This is a genomic window from Phocaeicola sp. GP0067 (assembly GCF_031119655.1).
Classification (GTDB): domain Bacteria; phylum Bacteroidota; class Bacteroidia; order Bacteroidales; family Bacteroidaceae; genus Phocaeicola; species Phocaeicola vulgatus.
This window is the reverse complement of sequence record NZ_JAVHZY010000018.1, coordinates 56,833-81,225: the sequence shown is the minus strand read 5'-3', so window position 1 is coordinate 81,225 and position 24,393 is coordinate 56,833. Positions and strand designations below refer to the sequence as shown.

Sequence of the window (24,393 nt, the reverse complement as noted above, 5' to 3'; positions counted from 1 at the left end):
GAAATTATATAAAAAACATAAGTATTAATTGGGCTATAATGACCCGGCTGAACATGGACAGCGGATATACGGTGGCATAACTCACTGCCGGATTATCACCGGGTAACGTGTCATTGGCATAGTTCAATGCCATAGGGTTTGCCATGCTTCCACACAGCATGCCACAGGTGCTTCCGAAGTCGAGGTGGCTTATGCGGAGGGCCACTAATGCCATAATGACTACCGGAATAAAGGTGATGGCGAAGCCTACAGCTATCCAGATGGCTCCTTCGGGGCGCATCACTGTCTCGAAGAAATGTGCGCCTGCATCCAGTCCCAGGCAAGCCAGATAGAGGGATAACCCGATACCGCGCAGCATCAGGTTGGCACTCCGGGTGGTATAAGTGATGAGGTGGAAACGGGGGCCAAAGCATCCGATAAGAATTCCTACTACGATAGGTCCGCCTGCCAGGCCTAATTTAACGGGAGTGCTGATGCCGGGGATGGCGATAGGGATGGAGCCTAGTATCAATCCCAGTACAATACCTATAAAAATGGCGGCAAGATTAGGGTCCTTCAACGTTTTAACCGCATTGCCCAATACTTTTTCCACATTCTCTATGGCTTTGGCTTCTCCCACTACGGTCAGCCGGTCGCCCAGTTGGAGGATCAGCCCCGGTGTGGCAAGCAGTTGTACCCCGCTGCGCATCACACGGCTGATGTTGATGCCATAGCTGTTGCGCAGACGTAAAGAGCCTAGTTTTTTCCCGTTTATTTCGGGGCGGCTGATAACGATATGTTTGGAAATCAATTGGCTGTCTATGGCATTCCAGTCGATGTCTTCTTTATTCCAATCCTGGTTTTCCTGTTCGCCGAAAAGAATCGTGAGCGAGGGAGCGTCCTTTTCGGTGGTGATAACCAGCAGGCGGTCATTCTCTTTCAGTATTTTTTCGGAAGTGGGGATGCTTACCGTACCTTCCCGCCATAAACGGGAGATAACAAATTTAGGATAGCTTAATAAAGCTACTTCTTTTATGCTTTTATTGAAAATGGCGGGATTGTGCACTTTGAAGGTGGCAATGAACGTTTGATTGGTGTCCTCGTGCTCGTGAATGTTGATATCTGAGGGACGGACAAATAATTTGCGTACCAGCAGCATGGCCAGAATAACACCTACCACTCCCAGCGGATAGGTTACGGCGCAACTTAACGCAGCGCCACTGGCGGGTTCCCCCATTTGTTTCAATGTCTGTTGGGCGGCCCCCAAAGCGGGAGTATTGGTGGTGGCTCCACAAAGGATGCCTACCATATCGCTCATCGGTATGCCTCCCAGTTTGCTGAAAAGCACCGTCATGACCGTACCTGCCAGAATAACGCCTATGCCCAGCATATTGAGCTGTACGCCGCCTTTACGGAATGAACTGAAAAAGCCGGGACCTACCTGCAAGCCCAGTTCGTATACAAAAAGCACAAGACCGAAACTCTCGGCGTAATTCAGCATATTCGGGTCGATTGAGAATCCCAGGTGTCCGGCCAGAATACCGGCAAAAAAGACGAAGGTAACTCCCAATGAAATGCCAAACAGGTGGATTTTACCTAAACCGAGCCCCACGGCAATGATAATCGAGAGGATTACAACCGCCTGTAAAGGCGTGTGTTCAAAAAATAAGCTATTTAACCATTCCATATTGCAAAGATAGTACATTTTTAAGTTCTGCAAGCGATAAATAGGTATTTATGGATGGAACATGACTCATCTCGTTCTATAAATGATCCTTTTCCTCCAGCCACGCATCAATCAGTTTTCTTGCCAGGCTCAGCTTTTTGGGTATCTCCGGCAAGTTGTCTTTGGTATAGAAAGCGCCGGCATTCAGTTCTTCTTGTTGTAGTTTGATGTTTCCGCTTTCATAATCGGCGGTGAAGCCTATCATGATTCCGCTGGGATAAGGCCACGGCTGGCTGCCGAAATATTTCAGGTTTTTGATATGGAGTCCTGTTTCTTCCAGTACCTCGCGGTGCACACATTCCTCCAAAGTTTCGCCCGGTTCAAGAAAACCGGCTACCAAACCGTTGAAGGTTCCCCGGAAGTTGCGGGCGTGGACCAGCAGTATGCTGTCTTCCCGGCGTATCAATACAATGATGGCAGGAGAGATGCGCGGATAAATTTCCTGACGACATTGGGGGCATTTTTTAGCAATAGGAGAAATCTGTACGGTAGGTACGCCGCACATGGGGCAATAGCGGCTGTTCTTGTCCCAATTCAGTATCTGGAAGGCTTTTCCACCCACATTGTACTCTTCCCAAGGCAATACGTCGTATGAACTCCGGAGATCCATCATCAGGTGGCGGTCATTTTCGCTGCCGGGCACCGGGGCATGTACGGAGAAAGTCTTGGCAGTGCGTCCCTCTATCTCTCCGATGGTGTGGATAGTGCTTCCCACCGGAACAGGCATGGGAGGCTCTGTTCCGAAAGGTATGGTGTACATTCCGTTCTTTTTCTCTATCAGCAGCTGATCCTTATAAAAAACGAACCAGCCGCAGGTTTCTATATCTTCTTCCATATTCTTTTTTACCTTGTTGCAATTATTGATTCAATCCTTTCATAGTGAGCTGGATGCGCTTGCGCTCTAGGTCTATGCTCATCACTTTCACCCGTACATGCTGATGGATGCTGACTACGGTGGTGGGGTCGCTCACAAATTTGTCGGCCAGTTGTGATACGTGCACCAGACCCTTCTCTTTGATTCCTATATCTACAAAGCAACCGAAGTTGGTAATATTGTTCACAATGCCGGGCAGTTCCATTCCTTCAGTCAAATCCTCTATGGTCTTTACATTCTTGTCAAATTCAAAAACTTGGATTTGTTGCCGTGGGTCGCGTCCCGGCTTGTCCAATTCCTGCATGATGTCTGTCAGGGTGGGAAGCCCCACTGTCGGGGTGACATACTTCTTGATATCAATCCGGCTGCGCAGTTCTTTGCTTTTTATCAGTTCGTCTACGGTGCAGTTCAGGTCTTTGGCTATCTGCTCCACTATGGGATAGCTTTCGGGATGCACGGCCGAGTTGTCCAGCGGATTCTTCGCTTGTGGGATACGCAGGAACCCTGCGCATTGCTCAAACGCTTTCGCTCCCATCCGGGGTACTTTCAATAACTCCTTGCGTGAACTGAAAGGCCCGTTCTCGGTGCGGTAATCCACAATGTTTTGAGCCAAGGCAGGACCTAGCCCCGATATATAAGTCAGCAGATGGCGGCTGGCGGTATTGAGGTTCACACCTACCAGGTTCACACAACTTTCCACTGTCTGGTCCAATGATTTCTTCAATAAAGTCTGGTCCACATCATGCTGGTATTGTCCCACTCCGATAGATTTGGCATCTATTTTCACCAGTTCGGCCAGCGGGTCCATCAACCGGCGGCCTATGGATACGGCTCCACGCACGGTCACGTCGTATTCAGGGAACTCGTCTCGGGCGGTTTTCGAGGCCGAGTAAATGGATGCTCCGTCCTCGCTTACTACAAATACTTGCAATTCACGGTCATAGCGTTGTGAAGTGATGAATTGTTCTGTCTCACGGCTGGCGGTGCCATTGCCTATGGCGATTGCCTCTATCTGATATTGTTCTACCAATTTCACGATGCTGCGGGCTGCCTGTGAGTATTCATTCTTGGGCGGATGCGGATAAATGGTTTCATTGTGTAGCAAAGAGCCTTGGGCGTCCAGACAGACTATTTTACATCCGGTACGGTAGCCGGGATCAACTCCCATGACCCGTTTCTGTCCCAAAGGAGGAGCCAGCAGAAGCTGTCTCAGGTTTCCGGCGAAGACGCGGATTGCCTCCTCGTCGGCTTTCTCCTTGCTCAAGGCTGAAAATTCGGTTTCGATGGAAGGCTTCAGAAGCCGCTTGTACGCATCACGCACTGCCTCGCCTACCTGGCGGCTGCATTCATTGTTGCCACGGACATACATTTGTTCCAGCCGTCCGGCGCACTCTTCGTTATCAGGACTTATACTTACTTTCAACAGGCCTTCCGACTCTCCCCGGCGGATAGCCAGCAGACGGTGGGAGGAACAGCGTTTCAAAGGTTCGCTGAAGTCGAAATAATCGCGGTATTTGGCGGCTTCTTCCTCTTTGCCTTTCACCACTTTGGAGGTGATGACGGCTTGTCGGGAAAATTGGTTGCGCAGTTGGTTGCGGGCGCGCTCGTCCTCGCTCACTTGTTCGGCTATGATGTCGCGCGCGCCTTTCAGCGCATCCTCTTCGTCTTTCACATCTCCTTTCACAAAAGCGGGGAGACGGCTGTCTAGATGGTTTTCGCGTTGCAATAACAGTAAGGTGGCAAGCGGTTCCAGTCCTTTTTGCCGTGCCGCTTCGGCGCGGGTCTTACGTTTCGGCTTATAGGGCAGATATATGTCTTCCACTTCGGTGGCATCCCAACTCTGTTCAATGCGTTTGCGCAATTCTTCTGTCAGTTTGCCCTGTTCTTCTATGGTAGAAAGAATGGTTTCTTTTCGCTTGGCCAGTTCACACAACTTGTCATTTCTGTCTTTAATTTCGCCTATTTGTACTTCGTCCAGTCCTCCGGTTGCCTCTTTCCGGTATCGGCTTATGAAAGGGATGGTAGCTCCCCCGCCCAGTAGAGATAATGTATTGTCTACTTGATGTACGGAAACCTTCAGGGCTGCGGCAATCATTTTATTGAATAGTTCCATGTCTGTTGTTTTCTTTTGGGGGCAAAGGTATAAAAAAGGTATGGGTTTTTCCGTATAATTTGAGGTTGAAAACAATGTATCTTATCCGTTCGCTCGGTATTCTCTTGATTTTGAAATGACTGCATCGATCCAGGAAGTCATGGAAACATTGTGTTTATTGGATGACAACTTATCATGGGAAAAGAAAAATACAGGATAAATAATTAAGTTTACAGACAATGGCAAATTCGGATTTCTATTATGGTGCTTATCCAGCAGAGTATTCTAATTCGTTGTCTGGAATTTTTGATATGAAAATGCGAAATGGCAATACTACGGATTTTGCACATGCTGTTCAATTAGGCATTTGGGGATTTGATTTATCATCAGAAAGACCAATAAATAAGAAAAGTGGAAGTTCGTACCTCTTTAATTACCGTTACTCATATTCTGGTTTGGCAGATAAGATTAGTGGTTCTGACGAGGGGCTTAATTATCAGGATTTGGCTTTTAAGATAAACTTGCCAACAAAAAAAATGGGAACTTTCACATTTTGGGGTATCGGACTCTTGGATAAAATAATTCAAAGACCGGAAGATGACCCTAAACAATGGGAAACATCTATGGAAAGACAAGAACAGAAGGCTGACTTCCAAAAAGGAGCAATTGGAATGGCACATACTTTATCTTGGAATGATAATACATATCTGAGAAGCAATATAGGCATAACCTTTTCTGGAACCAAAGCAGAGAATCATATTTATGATAATGAATTAAACAGAATACCTGTCGCATTTGCAACAAAGCATGAGACCAATCTTCAAATCAATACATTTATCAATAAACGCTTTAATGCTTTCCATACAAATCGAACTGGAATAAGCTATACAGGAATATTCTATGATTTGAATTTTAATATAAGTCCCAATATCGGATTATCCTATCCAATGGAATGCTATGCTTATGGGGAAGGACAGAATAATGTATTATACATATATTCAAATTCTCTTTTTCAGTTAACAAACAAATTGAAAATGAATGTAGGTATAGGTACTCAGTATATTGATTTATTGCGGATATTCTTTGTGCGCAAGAGGTATGGACAAAGGAGGATTCTATTAAACTGTCTAAAATATTGAATGATGAAACACTTGTTTATATAGATGATGATTTTAAAAAAGAGTTGGACAATAGCTTCATCGGGATAAAAGAAAATAGCGGTTCTTGGAATGATTTTATATTGGATATCAAGCCTGGCGATTCATAGTTAGGGGTAGAACTGTTTAATCCTGATGTATGTAAGAGATTGATAAGTTCATTTCATCGACTGTCAGACGCTAATTCTTTCTCAATTTCTTCAATCGTAGGCAGACTGCCATGGAAGTCTTTCGGCAGGGCTTGCCCCAATTCGTAGTCGGATATGCCGATTGGCTTCTGAAGATCACGCAAGGCATATTCAGCCTTGATACGGTCTTTGCTTTTGCAAAGCAACAATCCAATCGTTCGGTTATCTCCCTCTCGGCAAAGGATGTCATCCACAGCAGAACAGTAGAAGTTGAGTTTACCGATATATTCCGGTATGAACTCCGTGTCTTTCAACTCAATCACTAAATATCTATGCAAAAATGCGTTATACATTAATATGTCGATATAGTAATCATCGCCCGACACCTCTATGTGATACTGCCGCCCCATGAAAGCAAAGCCGGCTCCCATTTCCACAAGGAATTTTTCTACATGCTTGACCAATCCTATTTCCACATCACGCTCATTGTATTCTTTTGTGAAAGTCAGCATATCGAATATATACGGATCTTTGAGCATGGATTTCACATCGTTTGCCTCTGGTATAGGCAGGGTTTCACTGAAATTGTTTGCCAACGCTCCATGTTTGCCGTAATCATCCAGTTTGATAGCTTCTTGCAGATAACGTTTTGACCAATGGGAGGTGATGCTCTGTACCATGTACCAATAGCGTGCCCGAATGTCCTTGACTTGCTGCAAGAGTATGAGATTGTGAACCCATCCCAAATGTTTGATAGGAAGTGAAAGGTGGTGCTCCTGATTATATTCATTGAAAAATTGTATCATATACTGCATATTGCGTACAGAGAAGCCCTTTATTTCGGAATACTCGTTCTTCAAATCCACGGATAAGCGTTGCAAAGTTTTCTTGCCCCAACCGTCAGCGTCTTGGCTTTTTTGTAACATCTCGCCCACGTCCCAATACATTCTGAGCATTTCTTCGTTGGCGGCATAAATTGCCCGTTGCTGGGCAATCAGCACCCTTTGCTTGATTTTGCGAAGCAATACCGCGTAACCATGAAAGTTATTCGCCAAGTTGTCAATCATTTGTATATTTGTGTTCTTAGGCATATTTTTCTTTAATTCGTTTACAAAGTTACTATTATTATTCGGTTGTGCATCAAAAACTTACGATTATTGCTGATTACATCCTATCAATTATTATCTTCGCATAGAAAAGCTCCTCTTTTGTTGCTGGTCATAATCTCCCTCCACCACGTTATCGGCTTCCCGTTTAGCTTTGATTCGTTCTCGGTTATCCAAATTCCCTTTTTGCTTGGCAGTGATATACAGGAAATCTCTGGTTGTACGATGTGGTTGTTTGTTGTCACCGAACAGGTTGAGGACACTCTTAATGTCTGATACATGCTCCGCGTCAAAACAGGGCTTGTAATAGTTCCTTGCCAAACGAATGATGTTGTTTACTGCCTTACGGAAGATATCGCTTGTTTTGAGCCTCGTTGTTTCCTCCGTATGCACAGCTTCCTTGCGGTTAAGTTCGGATTGGTGCTTTGCCTCCAGCTTCATTAGTTCCCTATGGTGGTCACTCTGCATGGTCTGAATTTTATCCTGTAACTGTTCAATGGTTTCCACATGTGTGGAAATATTATCTCTTTGAGCGGATGTTTCCGTTTCCTTTCTTGCAGTTCTAAATCTTTTTTTATAAACTTGCCATTGTTTTTCAGTCAGATCGGTTGGATACTGTGTCATAACTGTATTGCTTGTTACTTTTAAAGATATAATATTTTTCCGATTGACTTGCTGATTTTGAATTTCGGAAATGCCTATAACATTATTCTTTGATTAATTCAAAACAGTTTCTAAGAATTATCTTGAATTTAATAGAAAGATTGTCAGTAAATAAACACATATTTATGGAATGTAAAAGGGTCATGACAGGTTTCTTGATTTGTACAGGTCTTTCAATATCTGCCTTTAGTCAGACAACAGGGAAAATAATAGATACAAAACAGCAACCGATAGAAGGTGCTACGATTGTCATGCAGTTGCCGGATTCTACCTATTTAGGAGCAGCCATATCTGCGGCTGACGGTACATTTACGTTGGAGCAGGAGCCGGATGGTTATTTGCTCATAGTTCAACACCTGCTTTACCAAACCAAACAGGTAAAGGGGCAGACAGCAGATGCAGGCATCATTACGCTGGAGCAGAAAGACTATAATCTGGACGAAGTGGTAATAAAGGGAGAAAGACCATTGGTTAAGGTAGAAAACGGACGGCTTGGCTATGACCTTTCCGCACTATCAGAAAAGCAGTCCGTAAATAATGCTTACGAAGCCATAATCAAACTGCCGGGAGTACAGGAAAAAAATGGAATTCTTTCTCTTGCCGGAGCAAATTCTCTCACAATAGTGATGAACGGCAAGCCTACCACTATGACCTCTGAACAGCTGGAAACATTATTACGCAATACTCCTGTAAATCGTGTGGAAAAAGCGGAAGTAATGTACAGTGCCCCTCCGGAACTTCATGTACGCGGAGCAGTTATCAATGTGGTAATAAAACGCTCACACGACTATTCCTTTCAGGGTGAATTAAGTACCAATTACCAGAACAGATATTTCAGCAGTGGCGGTGCAAACGGAAATTTTCGCTTTTCCACACCAAAAATCACTTTAGATGTAATGTATGGAGCTGACAATATCAAAACTATGGAATACACAGACTTGCTCTCCAGACACACTTTGAATAATAATGTATATGAAATAATGCAGAACGAGAAACTGAGTTCCAAAAGTTGGATGCACAATGTGAGAACCGCTCTGGAATATAACTTCAACGAAAAGAATCATCTGAATGTAGCCTACACGGGAAGTTTTACCCCTGACGGGCATAACCGCAGTATAGCTGATGGAAGTTTTCAGCAGTCCAATCTTGATAAGTTTACAGATAATAAGATGAACAATATAACAGTACAATATAGTTCGGGTATCGGTCTGGAAGTAGGCGGTGATTATACACGTTACACCTCAGACAATAGCCAGACCATGTTCACACAATTATCTGATAAGAGTAAAAACTCATATACCCTGACTGGCGGTCAGCGTATAGACCGTTATTCGATTTATGCAGACCAGAAACATAATCTGACAAATAACTGGGGTATCGGTTACGGAATATCCTACCGTTATGCAAAAGATTATGATTTTCAAACTTATGATAATGTGTCTGGTAATATAAAACCTGAAAATACAGAAGCCGGACTTAATGAACAGACAACTGGTTTTTATTTTTCATTGAATAAAAACTGGGCAACCGGAACCTCATTCTCCATCTCTGCCACAGGAGAATATTATACCATCGGGAATTATCATAAATGGGCTGTATATCCGCAAGCCTCACTGACCTATTTGAAAGGTCCGCAACACATCTTCCAGCTATCCCTATCAACAGACAAGAGCTATCCGGGCTACTGGGATATGCAATCATCCGTTACATATCTGAACGGATATTCCGAACTTCAGGGAACACCGGGATTGCGCCCTATGACAAACTATAACCTGAATGGTACGTACATACTGAAACAGAAGTATATTTTCGGTCTGTTCTACACGCATACATCCGATTACTTTGCCCAAACACCTTATCAGGCAACAGGCCGACTGGCATTGATATACAAAAATACCAACTGGAATTATATGCGTATGATAGGTGCGAATGTCATTCTGCCGCTCAGCATGGGAAACTGGTATGATGCAAGACTCACGCTTGTAGGCATGCAGGCACGGCAAAAATGCGACCGTTTTTTTGATGTACCATTTGACCGCAAAAAATGGCTGTTTATCGGCACACTTGACAACAGCTTCAAAGTAGGCAAGAACCTATCCTTTGAATTGATAGGAAACATACAGACACCTTTCATTCAGGGAACGTTGGATCTCGCCAGTTCATTTAATCTCACAGCCGGAATGAAATGGAATTTTGCCAAAGACAGATGTTCGCTTACGGCACGTTGCAGTGATATATCCAACTCCAGTATGCCGGATATGAAGGTTCGCTTCAAGGAACAATATTTGGATATGGATAGCGGATACTATACCCGTACTGTATCTCTGAATTTCACATACCGTTTCGGTGGTTATAAAAAACAGAAAGTAAAAGGAGTGGATATATCACGATTTGGACACTAAAAAAATGAAAAACAAATAGTGCAACGTAATTTGTGTTAGATGCTTACTGATAATGGTTTATGCTCTCAATAGTTTATTAATCAATAGTTTACTGGTGATAAGTCGGAAATATGGTCGTAGCCTTTAAGGGTATATTCTAAGTGGTGAATATTTAACCATTTTAGTTATTATTAACTCATCTACGGTGTCAATACGAGCGATTTATTCTTTTTTTCGGTGCAATTCGTTTCCGATATTTCACTTCTATTTGGGCTCAATGTCTAAGCCAATACAAAGGTACAATATTTTATCCGATATTGTCTGTTACTTATTGTTTTTTGGTAATAATTTTATTGTAGATATTATTACCTCCACAAAGGCTCTTGTTCCCAATTACGAGGGAAGCCCAACAAGCGAGTTTTCACTGATGGATGGCTTATCAAGAGTTGCTTGAAATCGGTAATGAATGTATTTTCAAGAACAATGGAGTTGAGCCAATACACAACACAGCATAATTGTGGATAAAGAGTTTGTTCTCGGAATGAGAAATCAGCAATCCATGTATTTGGCATACGTTCTGGCATCTTTGGTTTTACTGGAAAGACACGGTTGGACAGTCGTGAATGATGAGCACAACAATTACGAAGCACCGCAAGACACTCTAACCAGCTTCTCAAAAATTTGTGATGATTCAAACCGAACTCTCTTGCGACAGCATGTTTTGCCGTGGCATTTGAAAAATTGGAATAGAGCTTAGAGAGTGTTCCCATTGAGATAACCTCCAATGTTTTCCATACAGGAGGCAGCTCTGGTTCGTTGTATTTGCGGAAATGCTCAGTAATAAAATCATCGTGTGAGCGTTCCACCTCTTTACGGATAACAGCTAAATTGGTAGCAAAACGAGCCTCATTGGTGGCAAAGTTTTCGTCCATAAACCAAAATGCTCCAAATTCAAGAGCAAAGTGCTTGATTATTTTTGTGCGAACAGCAACTTCAATCGTTTGAATGGCAGTAAAGAGCAAAGCCCTAAGTTGCTTATCAAAGGAATACAGGTCGATAATATCTGCAAAACGACAACCTTCTCTAAATTGATGCGTAGTGTGGTCAGCTTCAAAATGTCGCCAATAACCAGCAAGACGAACATAGCTTATGATGTCAAGGGCTTTAACAGCTCGCTCAACATCATCAATAAGCAAACCTCTTTCTTTGAGAATATCAATTTGTTGTTCCGTGGTTATGGCTCGATTTGTATACCTGACTCCCATAAATAAAAATGTCCCGCTGGGTACGCTAATCTTACGGGAAGCGAGCGGGATTTGTTGGTGCAAAGGTAATTAATTATTTCTAACCTACCAAACAATAGAGCAAATATCAAACAGATATTTTTATCTTACCGCTTCTTTTTCAAATGTTTTTCCGTAATTCTGTACTCGGATTTGGGTAACCATTTCCATGCATTTGAAAATAAAGAAGCGTTATGCTACTCTTGTAAGTGCGAAGCTTGAGAAACTAAACACAAAATCAACAAGAATAGGCATGGTAGTTCCCACGTTATAGCGTGGGCTGCTTTACCATATCTGTTGATTTAGGTTTTCTCAGGACCTGCACTTTAAAATGTGGTTATTGGCAGTGTCACACTTCTTTTTTAGGAGAAAGTGTTACGACAAAAAGAAAAAAGTCAATAGATCTAGCAGCTCAATCCGGGGCAGCTAACGAAGTTGTGTCTAGATATGGATCGGCCTCAAAAGAACATTTAGTATCCTATTCTGGTGTTGACTCACAGTACATAAATGGGATTAAAATTTGGAATAAATAAATCGGGTGTCTTTCTGCAAAGAAAAAGAGTCGTTCCGATGCGTTTCCAGGGCTCACAAGGCTCAAGGCTCACTTATGCGGTATTTTAAACCTTGGTAGATGTGTAAGTGTTTGCTTTACAGTCTGTTTGGTGGGACAAAACGTGCGGGTTGAATATTATTCTTTGGTCTTTGGAAAGTTCAGGATTGTCTTGACTTTGTCTGTCGTTTTATAGAATTTGTGTTTGCTTTGACCAGGCTTGTTTTTTGCCGGGTTTTATTCATAATGGCCGGATCAATGGATATGGGGCACATTCGGATTTTTCACGATGCCCGGAATGACCAAGTGATGATGTCAATAGAAGTTTCTTTTATTTATACATTTTTCTTTCCGGTAAATGTCGGATGCGTTCGTGTATGTCTGGGGCTCATTATATTATTCATTTTATTTTTCAGAATATAGTCTTGTCCCCTTCTTTTTATTGTAATTAATTAAAAATCAGCGCATTATTAGGTTTCTTGAAGCTTGTTTTGGGCTTAAATACCGCCTAAGTGAGCCTTTGAGCCCTGAGCCTTGGAAAGCTTGGTGAAAAGACCTTGTAATTCCTTTCAAAAGACCTGTTCTTTGTATAAAAAGACCTTGACGTTTTTTTAAAAGAACCTTGTCTTTGACGCCAAACATCAGGACCTTTTTTTTAAATGTCTGGATCTTTTTCAAAAACAACAAGACCTTTTTTCAAAAGGAACGGGTACAAACGGACGGCCGGTCCGTCTCTTTTCCCAGATAGTGTAATAATTATGAAGAAACTGTTTATTTTACTTGTGTGCCTGTTGCCTGTGTTGGCACAAGCTCAAATGGAAACCTCTGTAGCCGGATTCATCCCTTTATCCGGTAGCGGAAGAATAGTATATAATTTCAATCCCGGATGGCGCTTTCATCGTGGAGACATAAAAGGCGCGGAAGCCGTACGTTTTGATGATACATCCTGGCAGGTAGTGTCTGTTCCGCATACTGTGGAACTGATGCCTGCCGAGGCAAGCGGTTGCCGTAACTATCAGGGTGTGGCATGGTACCGGAAACATTTTGTGATTCCTCAAGATATGAAAGGAAAAGAGGTGTCGCTTCATTTTGAGGGAGCTATGGGAAAACAGGTGATTTATTTAAATGGCAAGAGGGTGCAAGAGCACTTGGGAGGATACCTTCCTTTCACTGTGCAACTGACGGAACAGGGGGTACAGCCCGGAGACAGTTGCTTGCTGGCAGTGATGACGGATAATAGTGATGATAAGAATTTTCCTCCGGGAAAACGTCAATATACCTTGGATTTCGCTTATCATGGAGGAATTTACCGGGATGTGTGGATGATAGGAAAATCAAGTGTAGCTATTACAGATGCCTTGGAGGCCGATAAGGTGGCCGGAGGTGGAGTTTTTGTGCATTTTGACAATATAAGCGGGAAAAAAGCGGAAGTGTATGTGGATACGGAAGTGCATAACAGTGGAAAGCAGACGCGTACCGTAGCCGTGGAGACGGTTTTGGCGGATGCCGGCGATGTTCCCGTAAAACGGGTTTCGCAACAGGTGAAGCTGCAAGCAGGGGAATCGAAGACGGTGCGGCAACAGTTTGCAGTTCGCAATCCTAAGTTATGGTCTCCTGACTCGCCTTATTTGTATAGGATACAATCTCGTGTCAAAGCCGGACATGAAGTGTTGGATGGGGGAGTGACACGTGTGGGGATCCGCAAAGCGGAATTTAAAGGTAAGGATGGCTTTTGGTTGAATGGCAAGCCTTTTGGTCAATTGGTCGGCGCGAACCGTCATCAGGATTTTGCATACGTGGGTAATGCGCTGCCCAACAGCCAGCAATGGAGGGATGCCAAACGCTTGCGTGATGCAGGATGTACCATTATCCGTGTAGCTCATTATCCGCAAGATCCGGCATTCATGGATGCTTGCGACGAAATGGGGCTGTTTGTTATTGTGGCTACTCCGGGATGGCAATATTGGAATAAAAATCCGGAGTTCGCAAAGCTGGTACATCGGAATACACGTGAGATGATACGCCGGGACCGCAATCATCCCAGTGTGCTGATGTGGGAGCCTATTTTGAATGAAACGCCTTATCCGCGCGATTTCGCACTGGAGGCGTTACGGATTACACGGGAGGAGTTTCCTTATCCCGGACGCCCTGTAGCGGCAGCCGATGTTCATTCGAAAGGAGTGGCGGAAAACTATGATGTGGTGTACGGATGGCCGGGAGATGATGAGAAGGCAGACCGTCCGGAACAATGTATTTTTACTCGTGAGTTTGGCGAGAATGTGGATGACTGGTATGCACATAATAATAATAACCGTGCCAGCCGTAGCTGGGGGGAACGCCCGTTGCTGGTGCAGGCGTTGTCATTATCAAAGAGTTATGATGAAATGTACCGCACTACAGGGCAGTTTGTCGGTGGGGCGCAATGGCATCCTTTTGACCATCAGCGGGGGTATCATCCCGATCCGTATTTCGGGGGCATTTATGATGCGTTCCGTCAGCCTAAATACGCTTATTATGCTTTTCGCAGCCAGTCTGCCGCGACATTGAAGCATCCTGTGGCGGAATGTGGCCCTATGGTGTTTATCGCCCATGAGATGTCTCCTTTCTCGGATGCCGATGTGGTGGTGTTCAGTAATTGTGACTCGGTTCGTCTCTCTGTCTATGACGGTACTGAGAGCCGGACGCTTCCGGTTGTTCATGCGCAGGGACACATGCCTAATGCCCCGGTGATATTCAAGGATGTATGGGATTTCTGGGAAGCACGCGAGTATAGTTATAAGCAAAAAAACTGGCAGAAAGTAAATATGGTGGCAGAAGGAATTATAGACGGTAAAGTGGTTTGCACCTATAAGCGGATGCCGTCACGCCGCAGCACGAAGTTGCGTATGTATGTGGATACGGAAGGAAAGCAATTGGTGGCAGACGGTTCGGATTTTATCGTAGTGGTGGCCGAAGTGATGGATGATAGCGGTAATGTGCGTCGTCTGGCAAAAGAAAATATCGTCTTTACTGTAGAAGGTGAAGGACGAATTATAGGGGATGCCTCTATCAATGCCAATCCGCGCACGGTGGAGTTTGGCTCTGCTCCCGTATTGATCCGTTCTACCCGCAAGCCCGGCAAAATAAAGGTGAAGGCCCATGTGCAGTTTGAAGGAACGAATGCGCCGGTTGCTACGGAAATAGAATTAGGAAGTATTCCGTCAGAACTGCCTTTCTGTTATACGGAGGAGGAGACGGATGCCCAATCAGCCGGAGCAGGACTGGCCGGAAGCTCTGTTAGAACAGAAAGAATGGCGGGGAAAGTTGTGCTGACAGAAGAGGAAAGGCAAAAAGTATTGATGGAGGTGGAGAGACAGCAAACTGAATTCGGTACGGAGAAGTAATATAGATGGAACGCGGATTTATCTCGTTCCAATCTAACCAATAATTGGTATTTAACTAATTTCAATTTAAGTACCAACGGATTTTTTCTTATCTTTGACCTCGGTTTGAAGAAAACTAAATACTTATGAAGAAATATATACTTATTATACTTTGTTGCCTGACAAGCTTTCCTCTGTGGTCATATAATGTGAATATGATTGTGGAACATTATTCTGTAGATCAAGGGCTTCCTAATAATACGGTAAACTGTACCTTGAAAGACAGAGATGGCTTTATCTGGTTCGGAACCTGGTATGGCTTATGTTGTTTCGATGGAGTGAAGTTTAAAACATTCAATAAACAGGAGCACGATTCGGATGTGCCGCCACGTAAGATCCAGCGCATAGTCGAGGATAAAAACGGGTATATATGGGTAAAGACCATTGACCGTAAGTTGTATGTCTTCAATAAAGTGACCGAATGTTTTCATGCTGTTTATGATGACATGAAGAACTATTCGGAGAATATTCAGGTGATAAAATTACAAAATACGGCCGAGGGGGATGTGTTGTTGCTGACCAAAGATAAAAATCTGTTGTTGGCCGGGGTAGATGAAAAGGGGCAGGTAACTATCAAGATTCTGTTCGACTCTCGGGACGAGATAAACAAGCATGATTATACACTGAAACACCATGTCCTGTGCGAAACGGAGGAATATATCAGTTGGATAGGAACTGATTATAAGGTGTCTGCCGTGCATAAAGGAGCGGAATTGGCATCCCGGCCTGCCGATTTCATAACCAGTAAGATTAATTCCGGTGACAAGGATAGTTTTACCAGTTTCTTTGAGGATGGCAGGAAGGTATGGGTCGGAGATCGTGCGGGTATTTTTTACAGTATCGATGTAAGGACCGGTTTGGTAAACCGGTATGTACTTTCCGAAATAAAAGGTGCGATCAGCAATTTGCTGGTTACTCCGGCAGGTTATGTCTATCTCAGTGTGGCCGGACAAGGTACATACGAATATGATTTGGCCGAGCGCAGGTTGCAAAAGATAAATACTGAAATGAATGACGCTATGGTTACTCATGCATTCATAGACCAGTATGATAAAATATGGTTTCACGAAAATGAGAAGGCGCTGATTTATTATGATCCGTTGAACCATACCGCAAAACGGTTTCCGTTTACCATGTTCGGCAAGATAACCACCCTGTATTCGGAAGATGCCGGTGAAAGAGGGCTTTTTTTCCTGTCTCCGGCAGGAGAGGCCTGGTTGTTCGACAGGGAACATGCGGAGATGGTTTATATTAATAAGTTGAAACAACTTTCTAATGATAGGGCAAATCAGCAGTTTTATCATCTGATGTTGGATAATGACGGGGTATTGTGGCTTTCCTCTGCCGATGAAGGGGTGTATTGCATGAATTTCCCCAAGAAGCAATTCAATCTGCTTTCGTTGTCTCCGCAATCAGCCGGGCAGGAAAATTATACGATAGGGGTAAGAGCCCTTTTCCAATCAAAAAGTGGCGATATCTGGGTGGGCACCCGTTGGCAGAGTGTGTATCGGATGGATCGGAACGGTGTAACCAAACATGTTTTTTCGACAGGTGACGAGCACATAGGTAATGTATATCACATCATGGAAGACGACAAGGGAAACCTTTGGTTCTCTACCAAAGGCGACGGATTGGTGAAGGCTGTTCCTGATGAGAAAGCGGCAGGTGGTTTCCGTTTTAAACGCTATCTGCATAATTTGTCTGATTTGTCGTCAATCAGCGGGAATGATGTGTATTTCACTTATCAGGATGAAAAGAAACGTATCTGGGTGGGTACTTTGGACGGAGGATTGAATCTGCTTTGTGAGGAAAATGGGGAAGTCACTTTTAAGAATAAATATAACGGATTCAAGAACTATCCTACGTATGGCCTTTATATGGAAGTGAGAAATATGATAGAGGATAATGACGGGCGTATGTGGGTAGGTACGATGGACGGGCTGATGTCTTTTAAAAACAACTTTGCCTCAGTGGAGCAGATTGATTTTGAAACCTACCGTGGTGCCAACCGGGTAAATTATGCCGATAGCGATGTGTACGCGCTTTATAAAGACGAGTTCTCTCAGATATGGGTATGCGTGTTTGGTGGAGGATTGAGCAAATTGTCGGGATATGATGAGGAAACGCATAAGCTTTCATTTAAATCGTATGGCTGGGAAGACGGATTGAATAATGATGTGGTGATGTCTATTATAGAAGATGATAACGGTTTCCTTTGGCTTGCTACGGAAAAAGGACTCTCTTGTTTTGACAGGGCGACAAGCCAGGTGCGTAACTATGACAAATATGATGGCTTTCCTCCGGTTGTGATGGAAGAAAACACCGCACTGAAAACGCTGGACGGAGAACTTTGGCTGGGGTGTAAAGAGGGTATCCTGACCTTTTCTCCCGATAAATTGGAAACGAAAAAGGTCGATTATAATACATTCATTGTAGGATGTCAGATATCAAACCGGGATATACGCAGCTATACGGAACATCCCATTATTGACCGGTCCATTACCTATACAGACCGGATTACATTGAATCATAACCAGTCCATGTTTACTTTAGAGTTTGCGGCGTTGAACTATAATAATCAGAACCGTGTGTCTTACAAATATATTTTGGAAGGATATGAAAAAGAATGGCACTATAACGGGAAGAACCGTATAGCTTCCTATACCAATGTTCCTCCCGGTAAGTATCTTTTCAGAGTACAGACACTGGATGAGGCAAATCCCGGTTTGGAGTCTTTCCGTGAGTTGACCGTTGTCATTCTGCCGCCTTGGTGGGCCAGTTGGTGGGCGTATGTTATCTATATGATTATAGCCGTAGCCTTATTGCTGGTGGCTATAAAATTATCTCTTTTCATGATTAAGGTGAAGAATGATGTGTATATCGAACAAAAATTGTCCGAATTGAAAATCAAGTTCTTTACCAATATCTCGCATGAGTTGCGTACTCCGCTGACTCTGATCCAAGGGCCTATTCAGGAACTGAGAGAAAAGGAGAAACTATCTCAGAAAGGAATGCAATATGTGGATCTGATGGAAAAGAATACCAAACAGATGCTGCAACTGGTCAATCAGATATTGGATTTCCGTAAAATACAGAACGGCAAGATGCGTCTGCATGTGTCGTTGTTCAACCTGAATGAGATGGTAGACTCTTTTGAGAAAGAATTCAGGGTGATGGCCGAAGAAAATGAAGTCAGCTTCACGTTCCAGCTGGCCGGTGAGGATATCATGGTATGGGCGGATAAGGAGAAAGTGGCTATCGTGATCCGCAACATCATCTCCAATGCGTTCAAGTTCACTCCTGCCGGGGGAAATATTTATGTCACGATGGGAGTGTCGGATGATGACAGGCATTGTTATGTACGGGTGGAAGATAGCGGTGTGGGGATTCCCCAAAGCAAGCTTTCCGAAATCTTCGAGCGTTTCTCGCAGGCTGACAATGCACGTGGCGCTTATTATCAGGGAACGGGCATCGGATTGGCTTTGTCTAAGGAAATTATCAGTCTGCATCATGGGGAAATCTATGCAGAGAGTCCTGAAGGGAAGGGAGCGGTCTTTACCATTGAATTGCAACTGGGTAAGGAGCATTACAAACCGTCGGAAGTCGATTTCTATATGGGCGGGGAAACGGTGAGTGTTCCTGAGGCTGAATCTGTTTCTGCCTCTGCCGGCAAGGAAAGCGAGGAGGAGAAAGAACAGCCTGTCGATTCGTCTTTGCCTACCGTGCTGATTGTAGAAGATAATAAGGATTTATGCAATATGTTGAAGCTGCAATTGGAAGATAAATTCAATATTTATATGGCCAATGATGGTGTGGAGGGGCTGAAGAAAGTACATCTTTATCATCCCGACATGGTAGTCACCGACCAGATGATGCCGAATATGGATGGAATAGAGATGTTGCAACGCATCCGTAAAGATTTCCAGATCAGTCATATTCCGGTGATTATCCTGACGGCGAAAGGTAATGATGAAGCGAAGACCAAAGCGATAAGCATGGGAGCGAATGCCTATATCATCAAACCTTTCAGCAAAGACTATCTGGTAGCACGTATCGAACAGTTGCTGAATGAACGTAAATTGTTCCGTGAACGTGTATGGCAGCAGCCCGAAGAACATAAGGAGGAACAGGATACATACGAACAGTTCCTGGTGAAGAAAGATGTGCAGTTCATTGAAAAGATTCATCAGGTTATAGAAGAGAATCTGGATAATAGTGATTTTAATATAGATACTATAGCATCGACTATCGGGCTGAGCCGCTCGGCTTTCTTTAAGAAGTTAAAGAGCCTGACCGGGTTTGCTCCGGTGGATTTAGTGAAAGAGATTCGTCTGAATAAATCAATAGAGTTGATTAAAAACTCGGATATGAGTATTTCAGAAATAGCTTTTGCCGTGGGCTTCAAGGATTCCGGTTATTTCAGTAAATGTTTTCGTAAGAAATATGATCAGACTCCGAGGGAATATATGAATGAATGGCGTAAAGGTTGATTTCTTGACCTTATAAAGCAGGAATCCCGTAAACAGATGTAGGCGAGCGTCGTGTTTGCGGGATTGTCTTATTTGTTTGCTAAGTTATTTTTGGACTTTATTAAGATTTAGTGATTACATACTTTTTTGTGATTCGTCTTAATTCTAAACAATAACTAGATTACGATGAATGTGAAAAAAATTATCAGTTTAATCATGCTCCTGTTTATGTTACTGCCTTTGGGAGCACAGAATTCAGAGGGAAAACAACGCTATAAAATAGCTGCGTGTGACTGGATGATGCTAAAGCGTCAGAAGATCGGTTCTTTTCAATTGATGAAGGAACTAGGAGGTGATGGCATAGAAATGGACATGGGAGGCTTGGGAAAACGGGATACTTTTGATAATAAGTTCCACCAGCCCCATTTCTGTAAATTATTTAAAGAAACAGCACAGGAACAGCATATTGAAGTCCCTTCTGTGGCGATGTCCGGATTCTTTGGACAATCTTTCTTGACTCATCATAATTATAAAGCTTTAGTGCAGGATTGTTTGAATACGATGAAGGTGATGGGGGCCCAAGTAGCTTTCCTTCCATTAGGCGGCATAAAAGAGGACTGGACAGTAGCGGGTGATGCACGTCAGGAGTTGGTAAGCCGTTTGCACGAAGTGGGAGAAATGGCAGTGAAAGATGGAGTAGTGATAGGTATCCGTACTCCTTTGGACGCCGGAGGGGATATAAAACTGTTGAAAGAAATTAATTCGAAAGGTATAAAGATTTATTATAGTTTTCAAAATGCGTTGGAAAATGGACGCGACCTCTGTAAAGAGTTGAAAAAATTGGGAAAGGATCGGATTTGTCAGATACATTGTACGGATACAGACGGGGTTACTCTTCCTTATAATACCCGTCTGGATATGAATGCCGTAAAGCATACCCTTGATAAGATGGGGTGGAGCGGATGGCTGGTCATTGAACGGTCACGGAATAAGGATGAAGTCCGGAATGTAAAGAAAAACTTCGGGACGAATGTCGCTTATCTGAAACAGATATTTCAACAAGAAAAATAAGATAATATTTTAATTTTAAAAATGATTCTATGAAGAAAGAAAATGCATTTCTTCAGAAGCTGGACAAGATTGGCAACTTGACACAAGTGGTCTGTCTCAGTCTGTTTCTGACAGGAGTTTCCGTTCAGGGAGTATCCGCTGAGACAGGATTTCCTATATCCCAGTCGGTGCAACAGACTAAAACTGTCACCGGACAGGTGGTTGATGAAACTGGTGAACCGGTGATTGGTGCCAGTGTGGTGGTGGAAGGAACTACAAACGGTACCATTACTGATTTTGACGGAAGATTTGCTTTGCAAGTCCCTTCGGGCAAGAAGGTTGTCATTTCATTTGTGGGGTATGTGCCGCAAACGATTGCTCCGAAACAAGGAAAAGACTTTAGAGTGGTGCTGAAGGAAGATTCCAAAATGCTGGACGAAGTGGTTGTAGTCGGTTACGGTACTCAGAAAGCAAAAGATGTGACAGGATCTATCGGGGTTATTACTCCTTCGGAAATTTCAGATTTGCCGGTGTCGAATTTGGGTGCTGCGCTAGCGGGACAGATACCTGGTTTGAGTATCAGTGGTGGTGACAGCCGTCCGGGTGAAGGGGCAACTATGTCTATTCGTCAATCTTTCTCGTATTCTAAAGATGGTGGTAGTACTAATCCGATGGTCATAATCGATGATGTGATTCAGATAGATGCCAACAGCGGTCTTCCGACATTAGAAACTTTCAATGCCCTTGATCCTTCTGAAATTGAAAGTATTTCAGTCCTTCGTGATGCCAGTGCTGCCATTTACGGTTCCCGTGCTTCGCAAGGTGCTATTATTGTAAAGACCAAACGAGGTAAATCAGGAGCTCCCAAAATCAATTATTCAGGTAAATTCGGATTTAATGATGCAGTGGGACATCCTAAAACCTTAAAAGGAGCAGCTTATGGACGTTTTGCCAATTCCTTTAATTTGGCCAATAATAAGATAAGTATGGATCCGGATGGAAACTGGATGAATAAAATTTATAATGAAGCGGAACTGGCCGAGATGGATGGCTTGAATTACAATTGGCTGGATGAAGCCTGGTCCGGCGCTTTTACAATGAACCATTCGGTCAATGTAAGTGGCGGTAGCGAGAAAGCTACTTATTTTGCGGGTGCTTCTTACTATACTCAGGGGGCGAATCTTGGAAAACAGGATTATAATAGATGGAACTTCCGTGCAGGTGTGGATATCAAATTGACTTCCGATTTGAAATTTTCTGCAACCATAGCGGGTAACCAGCAGGAAACCACATCGAGTTTTACCAAAGGTTTAAGCAATTTGAACGGTTATGGGGGAACTAAGCCCGGTGAATCCGGTGATTATTTGGTTCTTGCTCATATGCCGAATTATTTGCCATGGGAGATAACATTGGATGATGGTAATACCTATTATACATCTCCTTTGTTGAATAGTTACTCGAGTGCGGGTAATGCAACATCGGGCAATAAAATGAGTACATGGAATTATTTTGCTATGGAGAATAATGACGGTTCTTATTCCACGAATGATAATTTCAGTTATGATGCCAACTTCTCCGTCACTTATGCCGTTCCGTTTATCAAAGGTCTTTCATTCAAGGGAAGCTATGCGTTGAAGCGTAGTGCCAGTGATAGTGAGCAGGCATTTATGCCATTTACGTTGGCTTATCTGAAAGCAAGCGATGCATTGACACCCGGAAATCGTTTTTATAGCGATCATCCGTCTGTTTCCGATTATCAATTAAAAGAATTTACGGGAAGCACTCGTGTGGTATATTCAGACCAGATGGCTAAAAACGAGCAATTGAACTTCTATGTGAATTATGAAGGAAAGTTTGGCAAGCATAGCATTGCCGCCATGGCTGCAGTGGAAAAAATGCAGGCTTATATGCATTCCAAGCGGATGTTGTTTAATAACCCTGACCCGGATGGTTATTTGGGTACTTCGCCAAGTGCGGGAGCGATGGATACAGGTAATTCTATTACATATAAATACAAACAGGGTTCTTTGTCTTATTTAGGTCGTGTAAGCTATAATTATGCCGATAAGTATTTGTTCCAATTCCTATTCCGTAGCGATGCTTCCACTAAATTTGCTCCGGCCAATTATTGGGGCTTCTTCCCGGGTGTTTCCGTGGGGTGGGTAGCTTCGGAAGAAGAATTTATGAAGAAGTTGCTGCCGTCATGGTTTGAATACATGAAAGTACGTTTCTCATGGGGACGTACCGGTAAAGATAATATCAAAGCATGGGGATGGAAGCAACTCTATTCATTGGATCCTAGTAGAGGATATGGATTCGGTTCTAACGGTGGTATCCTGCAAACGGGTATCAAGCCGGGAGCGACTCCTAATCCTGATGCGCATTGGGATAATACCGATAAATTTAATCTTGGTTTTGATTTGCGTTTCCTCAATAACCGTTTAAGTGCGACTGTGGATGTGTACTATGATATAAACTCTGACATCTTGAATCAGAATATCGGTGGTATCATAGGTACTCCTATTTTTGCAGGAGGTGCTTTGACAGAAGTGAACTTTGGGCGTATTGATGCTTTTGGTAGTGAATTCTCTTTGAATTGGCGCGATAAAATAGATCAGGTGAAATATAATATCGGAGTGAATTTTGGATTTAATGGCAACAGGGTAAGAGAATGGCCCCAGTCTGCTCCGAGTTATATACAGGAAAATTCTGTAAGAGAGGGTGCTTCTACTATATTCCCTACATACGGGTATAAAGTATGGAGAGGTACAAGTTCCGGAGATGGTATTTTACGGAACAGTGATGATATTGAGAATTATTGGAACTATTTATCGGCCAATGCAGAAGCCGCAGGCACTTCTCCGGAATATTTGGGCGTAAAAGATGCCAGTCAGTTAAAACCGGGTATGTTGGCTTATCAGGATTTGGGTGGCGTATTGAATGAGGATGGTACGCAGTCGGGGCCCGACGGACGTATTGCCAAGACCCAGGATTATGCCAAACTGAATAAGAGTGGAAAGACATATGGTTTTACCACCAAACTGGGGGCGGAATGGAAAGGTATCAGCTTTAATATGATGATTGCCACTTCATGGGGTGGTTATCGCCAGATTGACGTCAATAAAATCACAACATCCAGTGGGGATATGCTTTGGACACCGGACTCATTCTGGAAAGATATGTTTGATGAAAGAAATAATACGACGGGGAAATATCCTAATTTAGGTTTAGACAACAGAATATCAGGATCAGTAATTGCACCGTCTGATTTTTGGTCTATCAGTACGTTCCGTTGCTATATCCGTAACTTAAGTATCGGTTATACGCTGCCTAAGGCATGGTTGTCACCTTTAAAGATCCAGTCGGCTAAATTAAGTCTGACAGGTAATAATCTATGGGATTTCTATAACCCGTATCCCGATCATTATCGTAATATGTATTGTGGAACAACTTCATTGTATCCTACATTGAGAACGTGGTCGTTGGGAGTAAATGTATCATTCTAAAATTAAA

Annotated in this window: 11 protein-coding genes and 1 pseudogene; 6 read left to right on the top strand and 6 right to left on the bottom strand. The window is 43.3% G+C overall.

Translation table 11 applies throughout. The features are described from left to right. Positions 1 to 4 precede the first annotated feature (4 nt). The 3 genes from RE317_RS13975 to RE317_RS13965 all read right to left on the bottom strand — a co-directional run bounded on the left by RE317_RS13975 (position 5) and on the right by RE317_RS13965 (position 4,692). Positions 5 to 1,666, bottom strand: coding sequence for a putative transporter (locus RE317_RS13975; protein WP_016270393.1), 1,662 nt, complete (start codon positions 1,664 to 1,666; stop codon positions 5 to 7). 76 nt (positions 1,667 to 1,742) lie between these two features. Then, positions 1,743 to 2,540, bottom strand: a complete 798-nt coding sequence (gene nudC, locus RE317_RS13970) for an NAD(+) diphosphatase (protein ID WP_005844701.1) — start codon at positions 2,538 to 2,540, stop codon at positions 1,743 to 1,745. A gap of 22 nt (positions 2,541 to 2,562) precedes the next feature. After that, positions 2,563 to 4,692, bottom strand: a complete 2,130-nt coding sequence (locus RE317_RS13965) for a Tex family protein (protein ID WP_032944998.1) — start codon at positions 4,690 to 4,692, stop codon at positions 2,563 to 2,565. A 218-nt stretch (positions 4,693 to 4,910) separates the two neighbouring features. Between RE317_RS13965 and RE317_RS13960 the strand changes: the two genes are divergently transcribed. Further along, the gene (locus RE317_RS13960) at positions 4,911 to 5,810 is read left to right on the top strand and encodes a hypothetical protein (RefSeq protein ID WP_008667359.1); all 900 of its coding nucleotides are present in this window, start codon (positions 4,911 to 4,913) and stop codon (positions 5,808 to 5,810) included. A gap of 181 nt (positions 5,811 to 5,991) precedes the next feature. Here RE317_RS13960 and RE317_RS13955 read toward each other — a convergent pair whose 3' ends face one another. Next, on the bottom strand, positions 5,992 to 7,047 hold the full coding sequence (locus RE317_RS13955) for a YhcG family protein (protein WP_008667361.1): 1,056 nt from the start codon (positions 7,045 to 7,047) through the stop codon (positions 5,992 to 5,994). 90 nt (positions 7,048 to 7,137) lie between these two features. Further along, positions 7,138 to 7,605 (bottom strand): annotated as a pseudogene (locus tag RE317_RS13950) (hypothetical protein); the annotation flags it as partial. A 245-nt stretch (positions 7,606 to 7,850) separates the two neighbouring features. Between RE317_RS13950 and RE317_RS13945 the strand changes: the two are divergent. Beyond that, entirely contained in the window at positions 7,851 to 10,127 is a 2,277-nt protein-coding gene (locus tag RE317_RS13945; RefSeq protein ID WP_008667364.1) for an outer membrane beta-barrel family protein, read from the top strand. 344 nt (positions 10,128 to 10,471) lie between these two features. Here RE317_RS13945 and RE317_RS13940 read toward each other — a convergent pair whose 3' ends face one another. After that, entirely contained in the window at positions 10,472 to 11,434 is a 963-nt protein-coding gene (locus tag RE317_RS13940; RefSeq protein ID WP_008667366.1) for an Abi family protein, read from the bottom strand. Between the two features lie 1,263 nt (positions 11,435 to 12,697). Between RE317_RS13940 and RE317_RS13935 the strand changes: the two genes are divergently transcribed. The 4 genes from RE317_RS13935 to RE317_RS13920 all read left to right on the top strand — a co-directional run bounded on the left by RE317_RS13935 (position 12,698) and on the right by RE317_RS13920 (position 24,386). Continuing rightward, complete coding sequence (locus tag RE317_RS13935) at positions 12,698 to 15,322, top strand: glycoside hydrolase family 2 protein (RefSeq protein WP_008667368.1); 2,625 nt, start codon at positions 12,698 to 12,700, stop codon at positions 15,320 to 15,322. Between the two features lie 125 nt (positions 15,323 to 15,447). Further along, complete coding sequence (locus RE317_RS13930) at positions 15,448 to 19,851, top strand: two-component regulator propeller domain-containing protein (RefSeq protein ID WP_032938978.1); 4,404 nt, start codon at positions 15,448 to 15,450, stop codon at positions 19,849 to 19,851. 165 nt (positions 19,852 to 20,016) lie between these two features. Continuing rightward, entirely contained in the window at positions 20,017 to 20,901 is an 885-nt protein-coding gene (locus RE317_RS13925) for a sugar phosphate isomerase/epimerase (RefSeq protein ID WP_011965812.1), read from the top strand. Between the two features lie 29 nt (positions 20,902 to 20,930). After that, positions 20,931 to 24,386, top strand: coding sequence for a TonB-dependent receptor (locus tag RE317_RS13920; RefSeq protein ID WP_303266275.1), 3,456 nt, complete (start codon positions 20,931 to 20,933; stop codon positions 24,384 to 24,386). Positions 24,387 to 24,393 lie beyond the last annotated feature (7 nt).